Raw genomic sequence first — 16,888 nt, 5'->3', positions numbered from 1 at the left:
ACTCGCTGGTGCTCACAGGTAGTAACGGCCGAGCGACTCGACGACCAGTGCAGGCTTCTCGCCACCCTTGATCTCGACCTCGGTCCGCACGGTGAGCTGCACGGCAGGGCCGTGCTCGGTCACATCGATCAGGGTCGACCCGGCGCGTACTTCCGAACCGACTTTCACCGGCGAGATGAAGCGCAGTCGATTGACGCCGTAGTTGATCGCCATCTTCGCCTGCACTCGGTAGATCTGGCCGGTCAGCACCGGAAGCAGCGAAGCACTGAGCCAACCATGCGCGATCGTTGTCCCGAACGGGCCCTCGGCGGCACGTGCGGTGTCGACGTGGATCCACTGGAAATCGCCGGTGGCCTCGGCGAACTGATCGATTCGCGCCTGCTCGACCGGCAACCACGCACTGTATCCAAGGTGGCTGTCGACCAAGTCCCGCATCTGCTCGAGACTCGTCAGGACCAAGGCGCCGCTCGCATCGACGGTGTTTTGACCGGTCACAAAGAAACTCCCTTTCGCCGGGGTCGGCACCAAGACCAGGTGCGGACGCCCTAACAGAATTACTATTTAGATGATAGAACTATAAATATTCCCGGTATGGGTGGACAAGAGGGCCCCTCGGCCGGACGGGCACGATGGCGATCTACTGCTGGTGCGCCGCGCTGCTCGGCAATTGTCGACTGTCACCGAAGCCCGGACCTCGTGCGAGCCCGGGCTTCGGCCGTTGGAACTACCAACCGAACAGGAGGGACGACCATGGCGGACATCCTTGTGCAAGACAGAGAAGACGGCGTGCGGGTTCTGCGCTTCAACCGTCCGGACCGACTCAATGCCCTGACTCCGGACATGGTGGCCGCAATCACCCAGCACGTGAGCGAAGCCACCGAACACCGCGCCGTACTGCTCACCGGAAGCGGCCGGGGTTTCTGCGCAGGCGTCGATATCGCGGGCGCGGACGAGCGCCAGCGCGGACGCAGCAACGCCGATGGACTGGCCATGCAGGAGCGCTTCGGCCAGATGATCCTCGCCGTCGCGCAGGCACCTTGCCCGGTGGTGTCCGCGGTGAATGGTCCGGCGGCGGGAGCCGGACTGGCGCTGAGCGTGGCCAGCGATATTCGGCTCGCCGGCCGCTCCGCGCGTTTCCTCATCGGCGCACCGAGGATCGGGCTTTCGGCGGGTGAGTGCGGGCTCAGCTACTTTCTCCCCCGGTTGATCGGGATGGGCCGCGCAGCCGAGTGGATGCTCACCAACCGGACGATCGAGGCGCCCGAAGCCTTGGATCTCGGCCTGGTCACCACCCTCGTCGACGACGAGAAACTCGAAGAAGCCGCAGAGGACACGCTCGCGCGGATCGTCGCGCTGAGCCCCTTCGGGCAGAAGATGACAAAACAGGTCTACCGGCGCAACATGGACGCTTCTTCGCTCGACGCGGCGCTGGATCTGGAGAACCGCACCCAGATCCTGGCCAACGCAACCGTGGATGCGGGCGAGGCGCGCGCCGCATTCATGGAGAAACGGACACCGAACTTCGTCGGCCGGTAGCGGCCCGCCCGGACCGACGCGGTCAGGCGAGGTCAAGTTCACGTACGGGCGTACCGACAGCCGCCGCTTCCAGTTGGGCCAGCAGCTCGTCCGCCCGGGCTCCCATGCCGCTGGCAGATACGAACTTCGCCGCGAGTTGCTCGTCGTCGAGGGGCTTTTCGGGGCTGCCGGAGCGGTCCGGGACATCCACGGAGTACCGCTCGCCGTCCACAGAGACGGTCACCCGCGCCCCACGCCGGGCCGGGAAACGCTCGTCGAACTCCGGTACGGCCGTCAGGCGCACGCGCCGAGCCACCGCACGCAGCTTCTCGTCAGCCTCGATCCCCGGTTCGAACCGCTGCGCGGAATCGTGGGTCAATGCCGCGGCGACCACGTGCGGGATGCTGAACCGGCGCTCGGCCAGACTGACCGGCTCGGCGATACCTGCCACCGCGACCGCCGTGGAGTAGGTCTCGACTACGATTTCCCGCACGTCGCGCCCTTGTACGTCGGCACGCAGAGCCAACGCCCCATCGATCGGCGCGAAGGCGTGACCACAGCACTGATACGGCTTCACGGTGATGCGCTCGAGCACTGGCGCTTCATTCCACGATGCGCGACAGGTTTCCCAGTCGGTGCCGGCGCCGGTCGCCATGGCCAGACCCGCCGGTCCCTCCAACACATCCAGCGCGCCGCTCAGCCCGCCGCGCGCGGCGGCCGCGGCGACGACCCCGGCCTGGGCGGCGGCTCCCGCATGCATCGGTTTGCCCGCGGCATCGCTACGGAAGGTCTGTTGCAGGCCTCCACACATCGTCGCCGCGAGCGATAGTGCGTTCGCGAAGGTGGGCGCGTCCGCGCCGTGGAGGTCCGCCGCGGCTGCCGCGGACCCGAGAGCACCGGCTGTCCCGGTCGTATGCCAGTGTGCATAGTGTCCAGGGCCCAGATCAGCCGCGACCCGGCACCCGACCTCGTAGCCGACGGCGATCGCGCGCAACAATTGCCCGAAGCTCGCATCGGTCCGATCGGCCTCCGCCAGTGCCGCGGCCACGGTCGGAGCGCCAGGGTGATAGAGCCCTGGCGCGTAGATGTCATCGAGTTCGAGGGTATGGGCAGCGGCGCCGTTGATCATCGCCGCCACCGGCGCGGCCAGCCGTTCAGCGCCGCCGACGACCCGGCTCGGACCCGCTGCCGGTGTCAGACCCGCCAGCAGTGCCCGGGCCGGAACTTCGGCGGAGCCGCCCAGACACACCCCCAGCCAATCAACGAACGCCCGGCGCGCCCAGCGCCGCACATCCCGCTCGGCCATCCGGTCCCTATGTTCGACAGCCTGCGCCGCCAGGACTTCGACCACTCCTTCGCCGGTGCTCACTGCACCTCCGGGTAGATCGAGACGACGGCATCGACCGCGACCACACCGTCCCCATCGGCACGAATCAGGACCGGGTTCAGCTCGGCCTCGGCCACGACAGGATTGCGCAGCCCGAGCCGGGATACGGCACTCACTGCGCGAGCGAGAGCATCGAGGTCACCGCGCGGCAGGTTGCGATATCCGTCGGCGGCACGGAACGCGACCACCTCCCGGATCATCTCGCGCGCCTCGGCCGGGTCGACCGGAGCCAGCCGCACGCTGCTGTCCCGGTACAACTCTGTCAGCACACCACCGGCCGCGACCATCACCACCGGACCGACATCCGGGTCTCGGCGGAAGCCGATCAGTGCCTCGGCGACCCCGGTGACCATCTGCTGCACGAGCACCCGGTCCACCGTCAGACCGGGCCGTCGCTGCGCTACCGAATCGCGGATCCGAGCCGCCGCCGCAGCGAGTTCCGAGCCATCCGCTACACCGAGCACCACACCGCCGAGTTCGGACTTGTGTGTCACCGAAGAGTCGATCAGCTTGACCACGACGGGACCCGGCACCGGCAGTTCTGCCGGCAGGTTGTCGAGCCGGACCACCGCGCGCGCCGCGCACTCCACACCCGCGTCCTCGAGGAGCGCGTAGGAGTCGTTCTCGTCCAGCGGCACCGGAGCAACCTCCGGCGGCGGCGCGGCGACCTCGACCTGGGACTGGGTACGCCGCCTGAACGCCGCAACGATCGCGTCAGCGCACGATTCGGGAGTGCGGAACGCGCTGACCCCCTTGGCCCTCAGCATCGCGAGAGCATCGGGGGCGGCAGGGACCACGAACGCGGCGAGCGGCGTGCCGCGGTCGGCGCATTCGATGATCGGCGCCACGCTGACCTCCGGGGTGAACCGCGCCGAACTACCGGGCACGGCGACCACGGCATCGAACTCCGGGGCGTCGGTAAGCACCTCCAGAACGGCCTTGATCGTCGCATACCGCGTCCCGGCCAAAGTGAGGTCGATAAGGGCACCAGCCCCGACATGCACGCCGAGGTCGGCCAGTCGCCGCGCGGTCTCGATCGACGGCGCGGCGAGCGTCGCGCCTCGGTCGGCCAAGGCATCCACGACCATCGCCCCGCCGCCACCGGTAGTCGAGACGACGCCGACGCGCGGCCGGGAAGGCATGTGCGACACGGGGACTCGCCGGGCGAGGTGCTGGATCTCGAGCAACGCCTCGAACGTCGTCACCCGGGCGATGCCGAGCGAAGTCAGGAACGCGTCGGCGACCACATCGTCCCCGGCGAGTGCACCGGTATGCGAGACCGCCAGCTGCGCGCCGACATCCGATCGACCCAGCTTGTAGGCGACGACCGGTTTGCCTCGCTCCGCAGCCAGCCGGGCGAAGCTAGCGAGATCCTCTGCGTGCGTGAGGTTTTCCAGAAAAAGGGCGAAGCTGGCCACCTGCGGATCGTCGACGGCGGACCGGCAGATCTCCCCCAGCGACAAATCCAGCTCATTGCCGGTGGAGACCATCGATGCGAATCCCAGTCCCATCTCCGCGCCGCGCGACAGCAAGGCACCAAGAGCGCTGCCCGATTGTGAGGCCACGAAGATGTCACCGCTGGGCAGTGTGTCGTCGGCGAACGCCGCGTTGCCGGTCAACGGCATCCGGCGGTGCAGGTTCGCAACGCCGAGGCTGCTCGGCCCGAGCAGTCTCAGCGACGAGCCGGCAAGGATATCGGTCAGCTCGGCTCGCCGCCGCCTGCCCTGGGAATCGGAGGCCAGGAACCCATCCGCGATCAGCGTCGCAACCGGGACCCCGAGCTCCGCACATTCCCGGACCACCTCGATCGCGGCATCGGCGGCCGTGAGGACCAGGACGTGATCGGGGACGGTGGGCAGAACGCTCAGGGATCGCCAGGCGCGCTCGCCCAGCACCGTCTCCCGGGTCGGATTCACCGGGTATACCTCGCCGTCCCAGCGGTGCGCACGGAGGTAGCCGAGCGGGCGCGAGGTGGTTTTCCCCGCCGTGTCGGAAGCGCCGACGATCGCCACCGATCGCGGATCGGTCAACGCCCGATAGAAGTCCAGCACCACTAGATCACCGCGCCCGCTGCGAGAACCGTCGGCCGAATACATCTTCGGCGATGCGGTTTTTCAGCACTTCCACCGAACCGCCCGCGATCATCCAGCCGCGGGTACGCCGGAAGCAGTACTCGACCAGGGTTTCCTCGCCGAATCCGGTCGCACCCATCGCTTGAACCGCCACGTCAGCGGCGAAGAACCCGGCCTGGTTCGCGGCCAGTTTCGCCATCGCGGTCTCCGCGGCCGTCGGCAGGCCGTCCCGGTCGCCGGTGCGCGCAGCCCGCTCCAGCAACAGCTGGGCGGACTCGAGCTTCACCGCGGCGTCGGCGAACATCCACTGCAGACCCTGGAACTCCGCCAGCGGACGGCCGAACTGTTCCCGAGTCAGGACGTATTCCTTGGCTCGATCGAAGGCGTAACGGCCCACCGCGATCGACCGGGCGCTGTTGCCGAGCCGCTCCACATTGAAGCCGCTGATCTGCTTCTTGAAGCCGCCCTCGCCCAGCAGCACCTGGGAGTCCGGGATGAAGCAGTCCTCGAAGTACAGCGGGCACCAGTGCTCGCCGTTCATGTATCGAGACGGAGGGCCTACGGTCAGGCCTGGGGTGTCGCGGTCGATCAGCACGGAGCCGATGCCACCGACTCCCGGTCCGAATCTCACGTACACGAGGTAGACGTCCGCATCCGCGCTGTGGGTGGAGAAGACCTTGGTTCCGTTGACGACCCAGCCATCCCCTCGGCGGGTCGCGCTGGTGGTCATCTCGGTGGCGGCCGAACCTGCTTCCGGTTCGCTCATTCCCAGCGCGATCAGTAGGTCACCGGAGAGGAGACCGGGCAGATAGCGCGCTCGCTGGTCCTCGGATGCGTACTGGGCGAATGTGCGGATCGGACCGAAGTTTCCGGCCTGCACGATGTCGGCGCTACGCGGGCAGGCGCTCGCCACCGCCTGGATGGCGGTGATCGCAGCGACCAGACCCGCCCCCTGTCCGCCCATCTCTTCGGGGATGCTCAGCCCGAGCAGGCCCTGCTTGGCGAGCAACCTGGCGGTGTCACGTTCGTAGTCGGCCGAGTGCGCACGGGCCAAGGCTCCAGGGGCGAGCTGGGAGGCCGCGAACGCCCGGATGGCCGCGCCAAACTCGACAATTAGTTCCGGATCGATCACTGGGTGTCCTCCTGGGTAGGTGCGCGCGGGGGCTCGTGCAGTACGGCGATGCGGCCGCTGGCATCGGCGTCGAGCAGCGGGTACTGCTCGAAGAGCTTCGGGTCGTGGCCAGGGATCACGTGGTCCGGTGAGTCGGCCAACCTGCGGATCGTGGCGAATCCGTCGAGCACGCCCTCGACATCGACCATGGCCGGGAACGGGTTCGCATCGTGCAAATTCTCGGCGAAATGGATGGCGTCGGCGGCCAGGACAACCCGGCCTCGGGCGGTGTCCACGGCCACGACCTGCGAACCTCGGGTGTGTCCGCCGATCAGCTCGACCTGGATACCGGGCAGCACCTCGTGGTGGCCATCGACCACGTCCACCCGGCCGGCGAACAGCAACCGGATGAGTTCGGCCACATCGTCGGGTTCATAAAAGTGGCTGAGCCGACGGTGACGCATCGCTGAACCGGTCACGTAACCCATTTCCGCGCCTTGCACCACGATCCGTGCATCCGGGAAGTCGCCGAGGTTGCCTGCATGGTCGAAGTGCAGGTGGCTCAGGACCACCGCGCGGACATCACTGCGGCGGAACCCGAGGAGCTCGACCGCTTGCCCCGGGCCGAGCTCGAGTTCCCGACCTCGCCGCCGACCGGCTTGCGGACTGAACCCGGTGTCGACGACGACCACATCGCCGTCGCGGGCTGCGACCCAGACGATGAAGTCGATATCACTGTGGCCACACCGGTCACCCGGGACCAGGAAATTGTCCTGGGTGCGTCGCTCGCCGCGGCCCATTCGGATCCCCCAGAGCCGCCAGGGCGCAGGCACCGGCTCAGGCATCGCCCTCGACCAGCTTCACCATCACCGGGTAGTAGTTCGCGCCGTACCCGGCCTCCCGTGTGCGCTGCAGCAGATCCATTGTCTGGTTACCGGCGGCAGCCGAAATACCTGACTCCTCAGCGAGTTTCAGGGCCAGCGCGAGGTCCTTGATCGCGTACTCGACCGGGAATGCCCGCTCGGGGTACTCACCGACCAGCATCGTGGCCGACGCCGTACGGCGCAGCGCGAAACTGTCGGCCGACCCGAGCTTCAGCGTGGAGAAAAGCGTGTCCGGTGTGACGCCCGCGGCCCGGCCGATCGCGAGCGCCTCGGCCAATGCGTTCATGTTGAGGAACAGCACCATGTTGTTCAGGATCTTGAGCACCTGGCCGTTGCCGACGCTCCCGGCGTGCACGATATCGCTGCCCATACAGGACAGCAGTGGCTCGAGCTCGCGGAAAACCTCGTCCTGCGCCCCGACCGTGATCAGCAGCGTGCCGTCCTGCGCGGCCTGCCGCAATCGAGCCACCGGGGCATCGACCAGCGTGATCTTGTTCTCGGCGAGATTGGCAGCCAGCGTGCGGGTGCCTGCGACATCGCTGGTACTCATATCAACGATGACACGTGGCGGGTGGTCCACCGTCGCCAGCTCGGCACAGACGGATTCGACCTGCACGATCGACGGCAGCGACAGGAAGACGATCTCGGCGGCCTCGGCGACCTCGCCGGCGCTGCCGGTCACACGCGCACCCAGTTCCGCGGCAGTGGCCGCCGCCTCGGCGACCGGGTCGTACACGACGACCGGATGATGGCTGCGCCGGACCAGGTTGGCGCACATCCGTGAGCCCATGACGCCGAGTCCGATGAAGCCGAGCGTTGCCGTGTGCTTCCCCTCTGCGCTCATGCGATATCCATGATGACGCTCTTGACCTGCGTGTAGTGGTGCACTGCCTCGGTCCCTTTCTCCCTGCCGAGCCCGCTGTTCTTATAGCCTCCGAACGGGACCTCGACGCCCGCTCCGATGTACCGATTCACTTGGACCTGACCGGCCTCGAGGCGCTCGGCCACTTGGTGTGCGGTCGACACGTCACGGGTGAAGACCCCGGCGGACAAGCCGTACTCGGTGTCGTTGGCGATCGCTATCGCTTCCTCGAGGGAGCCGAACTCGAGTACGCACTGCACCGGGCCGAAGATCTCCTCCCGGGCGATGCGCATATCGTTGGTGACATCCTCGACGAGCGTCGGGTTGATGAATCGGCCACCGGCCGGTGGCTGGTCACCCCCGATCACGACCCGGGCGCCGTCTTCTCGGGCCGAATCGATGTAGGACGTGACCCGCTCGAGTTGTCGTTCGGAGATCAGTGGACCGACGTCGGGATTATCGAGCCCGTGCCCCACCGACAGACCCGCCATCCGAGCCGCGAGCAATTCTACGAAACGCGGTCGCACCGCACGGTCCACCAGCAACCGCGTGGTGGCGAAGCAGGACTGGCCGGAATTGCGGACCACCGCCTGTGCGCCGGCTGCAGCCGCGGCCTCCAGGTCGGCGTCGGCGCAGATGATCGTCGGCGATTTACCGCCCAATTCGAGGTTGACGCCGATGATCCGCCTGGCCGCGACCGCGCCCACCGCGCGGCCCGCCGCGACCGATCCGGTGAAGGTGACATGCCGGACCAGCTCGTGTTCGGTGAGCGCGGTCCCGGTGGGATCCGCGGCACCCAATACCACGTTGCACAGTCCGGCAGGCAGTCCGGTCTCGGCTATCAACCGGGCAAGGTACACCGATGTCAGGGGGGTCAGTTCCGACGGCTTGACCACCACCGCGTTGCCCGCGGCAAGACACGGCGCGACCCCCCGGGTCAGCTGGGTGAGCGGAGCGTTCCACGGAGTGATATGCGCGACGACCCCCAACGGCTCGCGGCGGGTGAAGGCAAAGGTGCCCGGTGCCTGGGGCAGCGTCTCACCGTGGATCTTGTCGGCGAGCCCGGCGTAATACTCGAAATAGCGAGCGCTGCCGGCGATATCGGTCCGCGCCTGGGAGACGGGCTTACCCGAGTCGATGCTCTCCAACTGGGCGAGTAGATCGGCGTCCCGGCGGATCGCGGCACCCACACCGGCCAGCAACCGGCCGCGCTCGGCCGGTGGCACCTCGCGCCACCGGTGGAAGGCCTCGTTCGCGCTGCGCACGGCCGCATCGACGACCTCGGCCGAGCTCGTTTCGAAACTCGCCACGGTGACGCCGGTGGCCGGGTCGTCGACGTCGATCCACCCGCCGCGGCCGCCCAGTGCTGAGGACTCACCGCCGATCTGAGCGGTGAGTACCTCGGTAAGACGCGCTCGCTTGATCACGTCGCCGACCTCGGGCCGGTACGTCCGTGTCATTTTGTGCTCCTAACACACATCTCGTGTCTCGCCATCAAGATCGCTCGCCTTCCGGACTCCCGACCCGAGGACGCTCGCCCGACGCACTGATGGTCAAGATCGCCTCGGCGAGCACCCTCCCGTCCAGGGTCAGCACGGAAGACCGAGAGAAGTTCAGCCGACGACCGCGTTTGGTGCAGGTGCCCTCGACAATGACCTCGGGCTCCCCAGGCGCCACCGCCATGTACTGCACTGTCATGGTGACGGTGGTGAATCGACTACCGAGGTTGTAGTCGTGTCCCGCCGCAACGGCGCCACCGCCGACCGTGTCGAGGGCCGTAGCCAGGACCCCGCCGTGGAAGACACCGTCATGGGCCGAAAGCCTCGGCTCGTATTTCAGCCGCGCACGCACCAAGTCCGGCTGCCAATCCGTAATTTCCAGCCCGATCTCGTTGTTGAACGGCACATGCTCGCTCCAATGTGTGCGAAACCACGCGTCGCGGGCGCGAATCTCCTCCGCGGTCAACGGCATGAGAACCCCTTTCGGAATACGTCGTCGATTACGCCGCCACAGTGACCATCGCGCTGGCGCGCGCGATCATCTGCTCGGCTTCGGCAACCATCCGAGTGACAAGTTCACTCGTGGTCGGTATGTCATGAATGAGCCCCACAACCAGGCCGGCGGTCCAGATCCCGGCCTCCACGTCTCCGGTCTCGTACACGGTGCGGCCGCGCGCGCCGGCGACGAGTTCACGGACATCCTCGAACTGCCCGCCCTCCTGCAGGATCCGAACAACGTTCTGGCTGACACTGTTCTTCGCGACGCGGGCCGTATTGCGTAGCGTGCGCAGAATCAGGTCGGTATGCAGCTCGGTGGACTCGACCATCGCCTTCTTGACGTTGTCGTGGATGGGCGCTTCGACGGTGCACATGAACCTGGTGCCCATGTTGACGCCGTCGGCACCGAGCATGAGCGCGGCGGCGAGTCCGCGGCCGTTGCCGATGCCACCGGAGGCGATGATGGGAATTTCCAGTGCCTCCCGAGCGGCAGGTATCAGCACGAGGTTCGGGACGTCGTCTTCACCTGGGTGCCCGGCGCACTCGAAGCCATCGACGCTCACGGCGGCGACACCGACCTGCTGGGCCTTCACCGCGTGCCGCACGCTCGTGCACTTGTGGATCACCTTGACGCCGGCCTCGTTGAACAAGTCCATGAAAGGCTCGGGGTTGGACCCGGCCGTCTCCACGATCTTGATACCGCAATCCACAATGGTTTCCGCGTACTCACGGTGGGGCATCGGGCGGATCGACGGGAGCACGGTGAGGTTCACCCCGAACGGCTTGTCCGTCATATCCCGGCAGCGGGCGATCTCCGTGCGGAGGTCGGCCGGTGTCGGCTGAGTTAGGGCGGTGATCATGCCCAACGCTCCGGCGTTTGCGACGGCAGAGACCAACTCTGCTCGCCCAACCCATTGCATACCGCCTTGCACGATAGGGTGATCCACCCCGAACAGCTCCGTGACACGGTTCGACATCATGCTGGTCGCCTCTCCTGACTTGCTGTCTTCTTCTGGTCTATCGAGGTCACCACCGCCGGTGCGCCCGGCCCTGGGGGGCCACACCGTAGAGGCGCGGAACCGCTGTAACGAGTTCTTCCGGCACCAGCGCACGTCCGTCACTGCTGCCGTACTCGCCTTCGATCGCCCAGCCGGTCAAGCGCTGGATCTTGTCCCCGTCGACGCGAAGCACTTGACCGGTGAGCCACGCGGAGGCGTCCGAAGCGAGGTAGGCGACGACGCCCGAAGTGTTCGCGGGGTCGCGCGGGTCGAACCCGTCTTCCCGCACGTCGGCCTGCACCGCGCCGACTCCCACGGTCATTCGGGTCGCGGCGATGGGCGACACCGCGTTGGCGGTCACGCCGTAACGGGCCATCTCGAGCGCGGTGATGGTCGTCAGCGACACGATCCCGGCCTTCGCGGCACCGTAGTTGCCTTGCCCGACATTTCCGAACAACCCCGTTCCGGAGGTGGTGTTGATAATCCGTCCACTGACCGGCTCTCCGGCTTTGCTCGCGTTCCGCCAGTACGCACAGGCGTGCCTGGTGAGCACGAATGTGCCCTTGAGATGCACGTCGATGACGGCATCGAACTCCTCCTCCGACATCGAGAAGAGCATCCGGTCACGGACGATCCCGGCATTGTTGACGACGATGTCGAGTCGGCCGAACTGCTGAACCGTCGAGCGCACGAGTTCCTCGGTGCCGGCCCAGTCCGTCACCGAGGTGCCGTTCGTAGTGGCACTGCCGCCAGCCGCAGTGATCTCGCGGGCAACGTCGTCGGCCGGGCTTTCCTGACCGGGCTCACCATGGAGCCCCGCGCCGATGTCGTTGATGACGACAGTCGCACCCGCGGCCGCCAGAGCAAGACAGTGAGCGCGGCCCAACCCGCGGCCCCCACCGGTCACGATGGCGACCTTTCCTTCGAGCATGCCCATTGGTCGAGTACTCCTCACAGAGTCGAAACAGTTGTGGATCGTCGTCCCGCCGCAGTGCGCGGCGGGACCGAGGCAGCGGGACGGCAGACGCCCTTACGCCAGCAAACCAAACAAATATCCATCTATATACTTTGCATGCGGTTTGTTGATGTCTGCGAAATCAACGCTTCATCAGGCCCGTCGCGACCTCGGTGACGCCACGCGGCACCGAGGTAACCTCACAATAATATTACTCATTAATCCCGACGTAGTCCAGCGCGGCAGTCCACCTGACGCCTCACCGCTTTCCGGCGTCTGACGCGCCAGCGATGGCCGACGTCCGAGGGCATGGGTCAGTTCGCCGACATCCTCCGCCCAGAACCTGCCCCACTCCGGGTCGATCCCACGTACTACGTGCGGACGACCCCACGTAGTACGTGCGGACAACACTGACGTCCCCCACGGTCGAAGCCCACGATCTGAGGTCGCTCGACGATATCTGCCGCGTACCAGTGATGCCACGGCGTCGCTCGAAAACCATTCTCCGTCTACCCGGCGATAGGTGTCGTCGTAGCGGATCGGCAAGCTACCCGATCCCCCACCGTGCTCGAGCCAGGGCGGCGGTATCGCTCATCGGTTCCTGCCATTTCATTACGTCATTACGAAGTCGGTACGGGCGCGACACTCGGCTCGATCTTTCGCAGCAGCGGCGCGAGGTCTGTCGCCACTGCGCGGACATTCGCCGCCACCCGCTCGGCCGACATCCCCGGCAGCGCCGCCCAGAAATACAGCGTGTCGACAGGCGCGCCAGCAGTGAAATCGCGGACGAACTCGGCCACCTCACCGGCCGTGCCGAACACGAAGTAATCCGTGGACGTACGGCCGCGTGGCCGCCGACTCCGCAGCACATCGGGATCGACCGGCTTGAACGGCGGCAACCCTGAATAGCCCATACGCCCGTGCAGCCGGTAGGAGTTCGCCTGCTCGGCAAGATGCTCGCGGATCGTCGGCCAATCCCGCTCGGGATCATCGCTGATCCAGGCCTGGATACCGCCGCCCATCCGGGCGATCGACGGATCGTGCCCGCCCTCGAGCAGACCCGCCCGATAGTGCTCCCAATTCCGGGCATCGGCCGAGAGCAAGAATTCACCAAGCCGGCCCGCCCGGCGAGCACCCATCGGACCGAGGTAACCCATCCAGATCGGCACCCGCGACTGGGCAGGCGACGGTGTGACCTCGCGGCCGGCCCACAACTCTCGGATGCGCCGGGCCCTGTCGTCATTGGTCTGGTAACGAGCACGTAGATCGGCGCCGAAGAGGTCGAACTCCGGGGGCCGATACCCCGCGCCGAGACCCAGGTCGAGACGGCCACCGCTGAGCAGATCGACGACCGCAGCCTGCTCGGCCAGTTCTGCGGCCTGGTGCAGCGGCGCTACCACAACCGCTGTCCCCAACCGCACCCGCTGGGTGCGGGCGGCGGCAGACGCGAGCAGCGTCAGTGGGACCGGCAGGTAATCGTCGGAGAAACCGTGATGCTCGGTAACCCAGACCCCGTCGAGGCCCTGATGCTCGGCCTCCTCGCACAATTCGGGAAACGCCCCGTACAACTCCACCGGATCGCGCCGCCAACGGGCCGGGTTCCGCATGTCGAAGTACACGCCGACATCCACGAGGCATCCTCCTGCCACAGGTGTTAATAGCCATCTCAGCTATTTGTTGATACTGAACGCCGTCTGTGATGGTCGACCTCCGGTCGAACCCTGCACCTAGAGTCTTCTTCTGGAAACAGCTCCCAACAGACGCGGTCGAGCACGATCGCGCGGAGTCTCAGCGGCCCGACGTCGAGTAATTAGATCCCTTATTACACTACTATCTATCTTGATCGCGAAGGTCGGGATCGCGCCGAGCGTCGGCCTATGGACACATACCGCGACCATCGCTCCGCACCGCCGCATGCGAAACAACGTCGAGATCGCCCCAACGAGTCCGAGGCCGAGACCTTTGGGTGGCGCCGCTGATCCAGACAATCGTGCCGCTCGTCGTCACATTCGCTGCTGAAAGCCGACGAATTGCCCAACTGGGCCGCACATAGCGCAAAGCGCAGGACCCGACGCAGGCACTGCGACGGAAGGACGCGCGTGTGATGGGCGTGCGAGATTGGCGTCTTCGCAGTCCGGTCGCCCCTCGGGTAGTAGAATGATTCAACTAATCGCAAAATCGAGGAGCGGCTTCAATGCAGTGGACGATCGGCGACGTGCGTGTGACCAGAATTCAGGAGAGCTTGGTTACGCTGCCTCTCGAGCTTCTGTATCCCGAATACGACCCGGTCGAACTCCAGGGTCACGAGCATTGGCTCCAGCCCTATGTAGCCGCCGACGGCACACTCGGCTTGTCCACACATGCCTTGGTGCTCGAATCCGAAGGCAAGATCATCCTTGTTGACACCTGCGTGGGAACACGCGAGGTCGCGGCAGTCCCGGATATGTCCAATCAGCCCTCGACGTTCCTCGCCGACCTCGAAAGCGCCGGCTTTCCGCGCGATGCGATCGACTATGTCGTATGCACTCACCTGCACATCGACCATGTCGGCTGTAACACCGTCCAGGACGAAACCGGCGCATGGGTACCGACCTTTCCCAACGCGCGGTATCTGTTCAGCAGGCCGGACTACGAGCACTGGGACTCCGGCGCCGAAGGCGCGGCCTGGACGTTCGACAGCGCCGTCAAACCGGTGTACGAGGCGAAGGCCGCCGACCTCGTCGAGATGACCCACGTAGTCACCTCAGAGGTACGGCTCGTGCCCTCTCCTGGTCACTCGCCGGGCCATGTCTGTGTTGCGATTTCTTCGAACGGCGAAGAGGCCGTGATCACCGGCGACCTCGTGCACAACCCGGTGCAGTACATCGAGCCCAATTGGCGAATGTTCCTCGATGCCGACCCGGAATTGGCTGCGCGCACCCGAAAGGAGTTCATCGCGCGGTACGCGAACAGCAGCGCACGAATCTTCGGGTCGCACTTTCCTGCCGACTCGACCGGCTTCCTCGAGATCATCGACGGCAAGGTCCAGTTCGTTCCCGAGCCGACCCAGGCCTAGTCGAGCCGGCGCGTACCCATCCTCACAACCCCAACGGCCTGGCGAGCCTCACGCGCCGTGACAAGGCCGTACGACACAGCAGCACGTAATCGTCGCTGTGCAAGCCGGCCAGCTCCGGCTGTGGTCGGATTGGTAACGAATGGCACAGTGCATCCGTATAAGTGCAGGCCAACGCGACTGACGAAGAGTTGATGCGTTCAACTTCTGGCGCATGTTCGCCCTCAGCGGCGCTGTAGCCGGCGAGGTAGATCATCAGCCGCGGATTCCCACGGGCAGGTGTCCGGCTCGCTGATCGCCTCCAGGCGGAAGTCGACGGCCCCGTCGGAGAGCTCGTCGATGATCGTTGCGTGCTCGCTCGACGTACCCGGTGACCTCTCGCCGCCCGAGCGTGCGCAGCGGAGCCGGCCGGTGACGGTGGTCATGTGCGCCTACCTCCCTATGGGGTGAGATCTGCTGTGTGCCATGCGATTGCGTGCCTGCCGGTGAAACGGGGTGACGACCGTCTTGCTGCGAGCAAGACGGTCGTCACCCCGAGTCTGTGCGGGCTGTCAGGCCTGCGGTTCCGGTGCGGGTGAGGGAGCGAGGCGGTGGTTCACTACGAGCTCATCCTGCGTAGGAGGGCGGTGAGCACCGTACTTGCGCTGCATACGCACACCGAGGGCGACGACGATCGCGGCGAGCCCCATCGAGAGCCACAGCTCGAGGCGGTGCCCGGGCTGCACGGCCATCAGGACCAGCACACCGGCGATGAAGGCGATCGTCGCCAGGGTCAGGTACGGGAACGCCCACATCTTGACCTCCAGGGTGTGGTCCTCGTGGCGGGCCTTGCGGCGGGTGGCGTACTGGGTAATGGCGATGACCATGTACATCATCAGCGCGATCGCACCGCTGGACGCGAGCAGGTAGTTGAACATCTGCGGCAGTAGGTAGTTCGCGATGACGGCGACCAAGCCGATGGCGGTGGAGGCGATGACGGCGTTGCGGGGAACCATGTCCTTCGACGTCGCCGCGAGAGCCGCCGGTGCGTCCTGCCGCTTGGCCAGGGAGTACGCCATCCGGGAGGCGGTGTAGATGGCCGAGTTCAAGCAGCTGCAGACGGCGACGAGGACGACGACGTCCATGATGCCGGAGACGCCGGGGATGTTCATGCGCTCGAGCACGGCCTGGTAGGAGCCGGAGCTGAGGCCCTCGGCGTTCCAGGGCACCAGGCTGACGACGATGAAGATCGAGCCCAAGTAGAACAGGCCGAGGCGCCAGACGACGGCGCGGATCGCTTTCTTGATGTTCTTCTTCGGCTCTTCCGATTCAGCCGCGGCGATGGTGACGATCTCGCTGCCCTGAAAGCTGAACATGGCCGTCAGCAGACCGGCCACGACCGCGCCGGCACCGTTGGGCATGAACCCGCCGTCGCTCCACAGGTGGGAGATGCCGCTCACGTCGGAGCCGGGAAGCCAGCCGAAGATGGCCAGCACACCCAGGACGATGAACCCGACGATCGCGATGACCTTCAGCAGTGCGAACCAGTACTCGAATTCGCCGTAATTGCGGACGCTGAGCAGATTGGTACCGGCGAGAATCACGATCACCGCAAATGCGACTGTCCAGCCGGGTATTGCGAGCATGCCGCCGAGTACCTTGCCGGCGACGATCGCCTCGATGGGGATGACGAGCACATAGAACCACCAGTACAGCCATCCGATCGAGAAGCCGGCCCACCGGCCGAGTGCGCGGTCGGCGTAGGTGGAAAACGAGCCGGTGTCGGGATTGGCGATGGCCATCTCACCGAGCATCTGCATACACAGCACGACGAGTGCGGCAGCGGCGAGGAAGGAGAGGAGGACGGCGGGGCCGGCGGCGGCGATGGCGTTGGAGGATCCGACGAACAGGCCGGCTCCGATCACGCCGCCGATGGAGATCATCGTGATCTGGCGTCCCTTGAGTCCACGGCTGAGTTGCCCGCCCAAGCCGGGCGAAGTGGAAGGAACTATGTGTTCTGACATGGGGGATCCTCGTAAAATGGTGGAGCTGTGCTGCTCTGGTGTTTGTGGCGAT

At 66.1% G+C, this 16,888-nt stretch carries 15 protein-coding genes; 2 read left to right on the top strand and 13 right to left on the bottom strand.

From position 1 onward, the window contains the following. Nucleotides 1–12 precede the first annotated feature (12 nt). Nucleotides 13–495, bottom strand: a complete 483-nt coding sequence (locus ACQPXH_RS11640; protein ID WP_433602325.1) for a MaoC family dehydratase — start codon at nt 493–495, stop codon at nt 13–15. Nucleotides 496–750: 255 nt separating this feature from the next. Here ACQPXH_RS11640 and ACQPXH_RS11635 point away from each other — a divergent pair, with 255 nt between their 5' ends. Continuing rightward, nucleotides 751–1,536, top strand: coding sequence for an enoyl-CoA hydratase/isomerase family protein (locus ACQPXH_RS11635; RefSeq protein ID WP_433602324.1), 786 nt, complete (start codon nt 751–753; stop codon nt 1,534–1,536). 22 nt (nt 1,537–1,558) lie between these two features. Here ACQPXH_RS11635 and ACQPXH_RS11630 read toward each other — a convergent pair whose 3' ends face one another. The 10 genes from ACQPXH_RS11630 to ACQPXH_RS11585 form a co-directional block, all read right to left on the bottom strand. Beyond that, the gene (locus ACQPXH_RS11630) at nt 1,559–2,884 is read right to left on the bottom strand and encodes an MmgE/PrpD family protein (protein ID WP_433602323.1); all 1,326 of its coding nucleotides are present in this window, start codon (nt 2,882–2,884) and stop codon (nt 1,559–1,561) included. Next, nucleotides 2,881–4,953 (bottom strand): acetate--CoA ligase family protein, encoded by a 2,073-nt coding sequence (locus ACQPXH_RS11625; RefSeq protein ID WP_433602322.1) that lies wholly within the window; start codon nt 4,951–4,953, stop codon nt 2,881–2,883. The genes ACQPXH_RS11630 and ACQPXH_RS11625 overlap by 4 nt, the downstream gene beginning before the upstream one ends. Before the next feature lie 7 nt (nt 4,954–4,960). Continuing rightward, nucleotides 4,961–6,106 (bottom strand): acyl-CoA dehydrogenase family protein, encoded by a 1,146-nt coding sequence (locus ACQPXH_RS11620; RefSeq protein ID WP_433602321.1) that lies wholly within the window; start codon nt 6,104–6,106, stop codon nt 4,961–4,963. After that, nucleotides 6,103–6,885 (bottom strand): N-acyl homoserine lactonase family protein, encoded by a 783-nt coding sequence (locus ACQPXH_RS11615; protein WP_433602320.1) that lies wholly within the window; start codon nt 6,883–6,885, stop codon nt 6,103–6,105. The genes ACQPXH_RS11620 and ACQPXH_RS11615 overlap by 4 nt, the downstream gene beginning before the upstream one ends. A 37-nt stretch (nt 6,886–6,922) precedes the next feature. After that, nucleotides 6,923–7,813 (bottom strand): NAD(P)-dependent oxidoreductase, encoded by an 891-nt coding sequence (locus ACQPXH_RS11610; protein WP_433602319.1) that lies wholly within the window; start codon nt 7,811–7,813, stop codon nt 6,923–6,925. Next, nucleotides 7,810–9,291, bottom strand: a complete 1,482-nt coding sequence (locus ACQPXH_RS11605) for an aldehyde dehydrogenase family protein (protein ID WP_433602318.1) — start codon at nt 9,289–9,291, stop codon at nt 7,810–7,812. The genes ACQPXH_RS11610 and ACQPXH_RS11605 overlap by 4 nt, the downstream gene beginning before the upstream one ends. Before the next feature lie 34 nt (nt 9,292–9,325). Beyond that, nucleotides 9,326–9,802 carry a PaaI family thioesterase gene (locus ACQPXH_RS11600; RefSeq protein ID WP_433602317.1) on the bottom strand — a complete coding sequence of 159 codons (477 nt, stop codon included), beginning with the start codon at nt 9,800–9,802 and terminating at the stop codon, nt 9,326–9,328. Between the two features lie 28 nt (nt 9,803–9,830). Then, entirely contained in the window at nt 9,831–10,808 is a 978-nt protein-coding gene (locus ACQPXH_RS11595) for an NAD(P)H-dependent flavin oxidoreductase (RefSeq protein WP_433602316.1), read from the bottom strand. 46 nt (nt 10,809–10,854) lie between these two features. Further along, on the bottom strand, nt 10,855–11,763 hold the full coding sequence (locus ACQPXH_RS11590) for an SDR family NAD(P)-dependent oxidoreductase (protein WP_433602315.1): 909 nt from the start codon (nt 11,761–11,763) through the stop codon (nt 10,855–10,857). A gap of 638 nt (nt 11,764–12,401) precedes the next feature. Beyond that, nucleotides 12,402–13,412 carry an LLM class flavin-dependent oxidoreductase gene (locus ACQPXH_RS11585; protein ID WP_433602314.1) on the bottom strand — a complete coding sequence of 337 codons (1,011 nt, stop codon included), beginning with the start codon at nt 13,410–13,412 and terminating at the stop codon, nt 12,402–12,404. A 563-nt stretch (nt 13,413–13,975) separates the two neighbouring features. On the opposite strand from ACQPXH_RS11585, the gene ACQPXH_RS11580 reads away from it, so the two are divergent. Next, a complete protein-coding gene (locus ACQPXH_RS11580) occupies nt 13,976–14,836 on the top strand; it encodes an MBL fold metallo-hydrolase (RefSeq protein WP_433602313.1) in 861 nt (286 codons plus the stop codon). A 221-nt stretch (nt 14,837–15,057) separates the two neighbouring features. Here ACQPXH_RS11580 and ACQPXH_RS11575 read toward each other — a convergent pair whose 3' ends face one another. Together ACQPXH_RS11575 and ACQPXH_RS11570 are read right to left on the bottom strand one after the other, a co-directional pair. Continuing rightward, nucleotides 15,058–15,258: a hypothetical protein gene (locus ACQPXH_RS11575; protein WP_433602312.1), complete on the bottom strand. Its 201-nt coding sequence runs from the start codon at nt 15,256–15,258 to the stop codon at nt 15,058–15,060. A gap of 126 nt (nt 15,259–15,384) precedes the next feature. Then, nucleotides 15,385–16,836: an amino acid permease gene (locus ACQPXH_RS11570; protein WP_433602311.1), complete on the bottom strand. Its 1,452-nt coding sequence runs from the start codon at nt 16,834–16,836 to the stop codon at nt 15,385–15,387. Nucleotides 16,837–16,888 lie beyond the last annotated feature (52 nt).

It is taken from the genome of Nocardia sp. CA-135953, from assembly GCF_050955735.1.
GTDB lineage: Bacteria > Actinomycetota > Actinomycetes > Mycobacteriales > Mycobacteriaceae > Nocardia.
Note: the sequence above shows the minus strand (reverse complement) of the source record. Positions and strands in the feature narration are given on the sequence as shown.

Coding starts and splice junctions, on each gene's coding strand:
- ACQPXH_RS11595 (WP_433602316.1), bottom strand. CDS start 10,808: ATGATGTCGAACCGTGTCACGGAGCTGTTCGGGGTGGATCACCCTATC.
- ACQPXH_RS11570 (WP_433602311.1), bottom strand. CDS start 16,836: ATGTCAGAACACATAGTTCCTTCCACTTCGCCCGGCTTGGGCGGGCAA.
- ACQPXH_RS11575 (WP_433602312.1), bottom strand. CDS start 15,258: ATGACCACCGTCACCGGCCGGCTCCGCTGCGCACGCTCGGGCGGCGAG.
- ACQPXH_RS11610 (WP_433602319.1), bottom strand. CDS start 7,813: ATGAGCGCAGAGGGGAAGCACACGGCAACGCTCGGCTTCATCGGACTC.
- ACQPXH_RS11635 (WP_433602324.1), top strand. CDS start 751: ATGGCGGACATCCTTGTGCAAGACAGAGAAGACGGCGTGCGGGTTCTG.
- ACQPXH_RS11615 (WP_433602320.1), bottom strand. CDS start 6,885: ATGGGCCGCGGCGAGCGACGCACCCAGGACAATTTCCTGGTCCCGGGT.
- ACQPXH_RS11600 (WP_433602317.1), bottom strand. CDS start 9,802: ATGCCGTTGACCGCGGAGGAGATTCGCGCCCGCGACGCGTGGTTTCGC.
- ACQPXH_RS11605 (WP_433602318.1), bottom strand. CDS start 9,291: ATGACACGGACGTACCGGCCCGAGGTCGGCGACGTGATCAAGCGAGCG.
- ACQPXH_RS11580 (WP_433602313.1), top strand. CDS start 13,976: ATGCAGTGGACGATCGGCGACGTGCGTGTGACCAGAATTCAGGAGAGC.
- ACQPXH_RS11590 (WP_433602315.1), bottom strand. CDS start 11,763: ATGGGCATGCTCGAAGGAAAGGTCGCCATCGTGACCGGTGGGGGCCGC.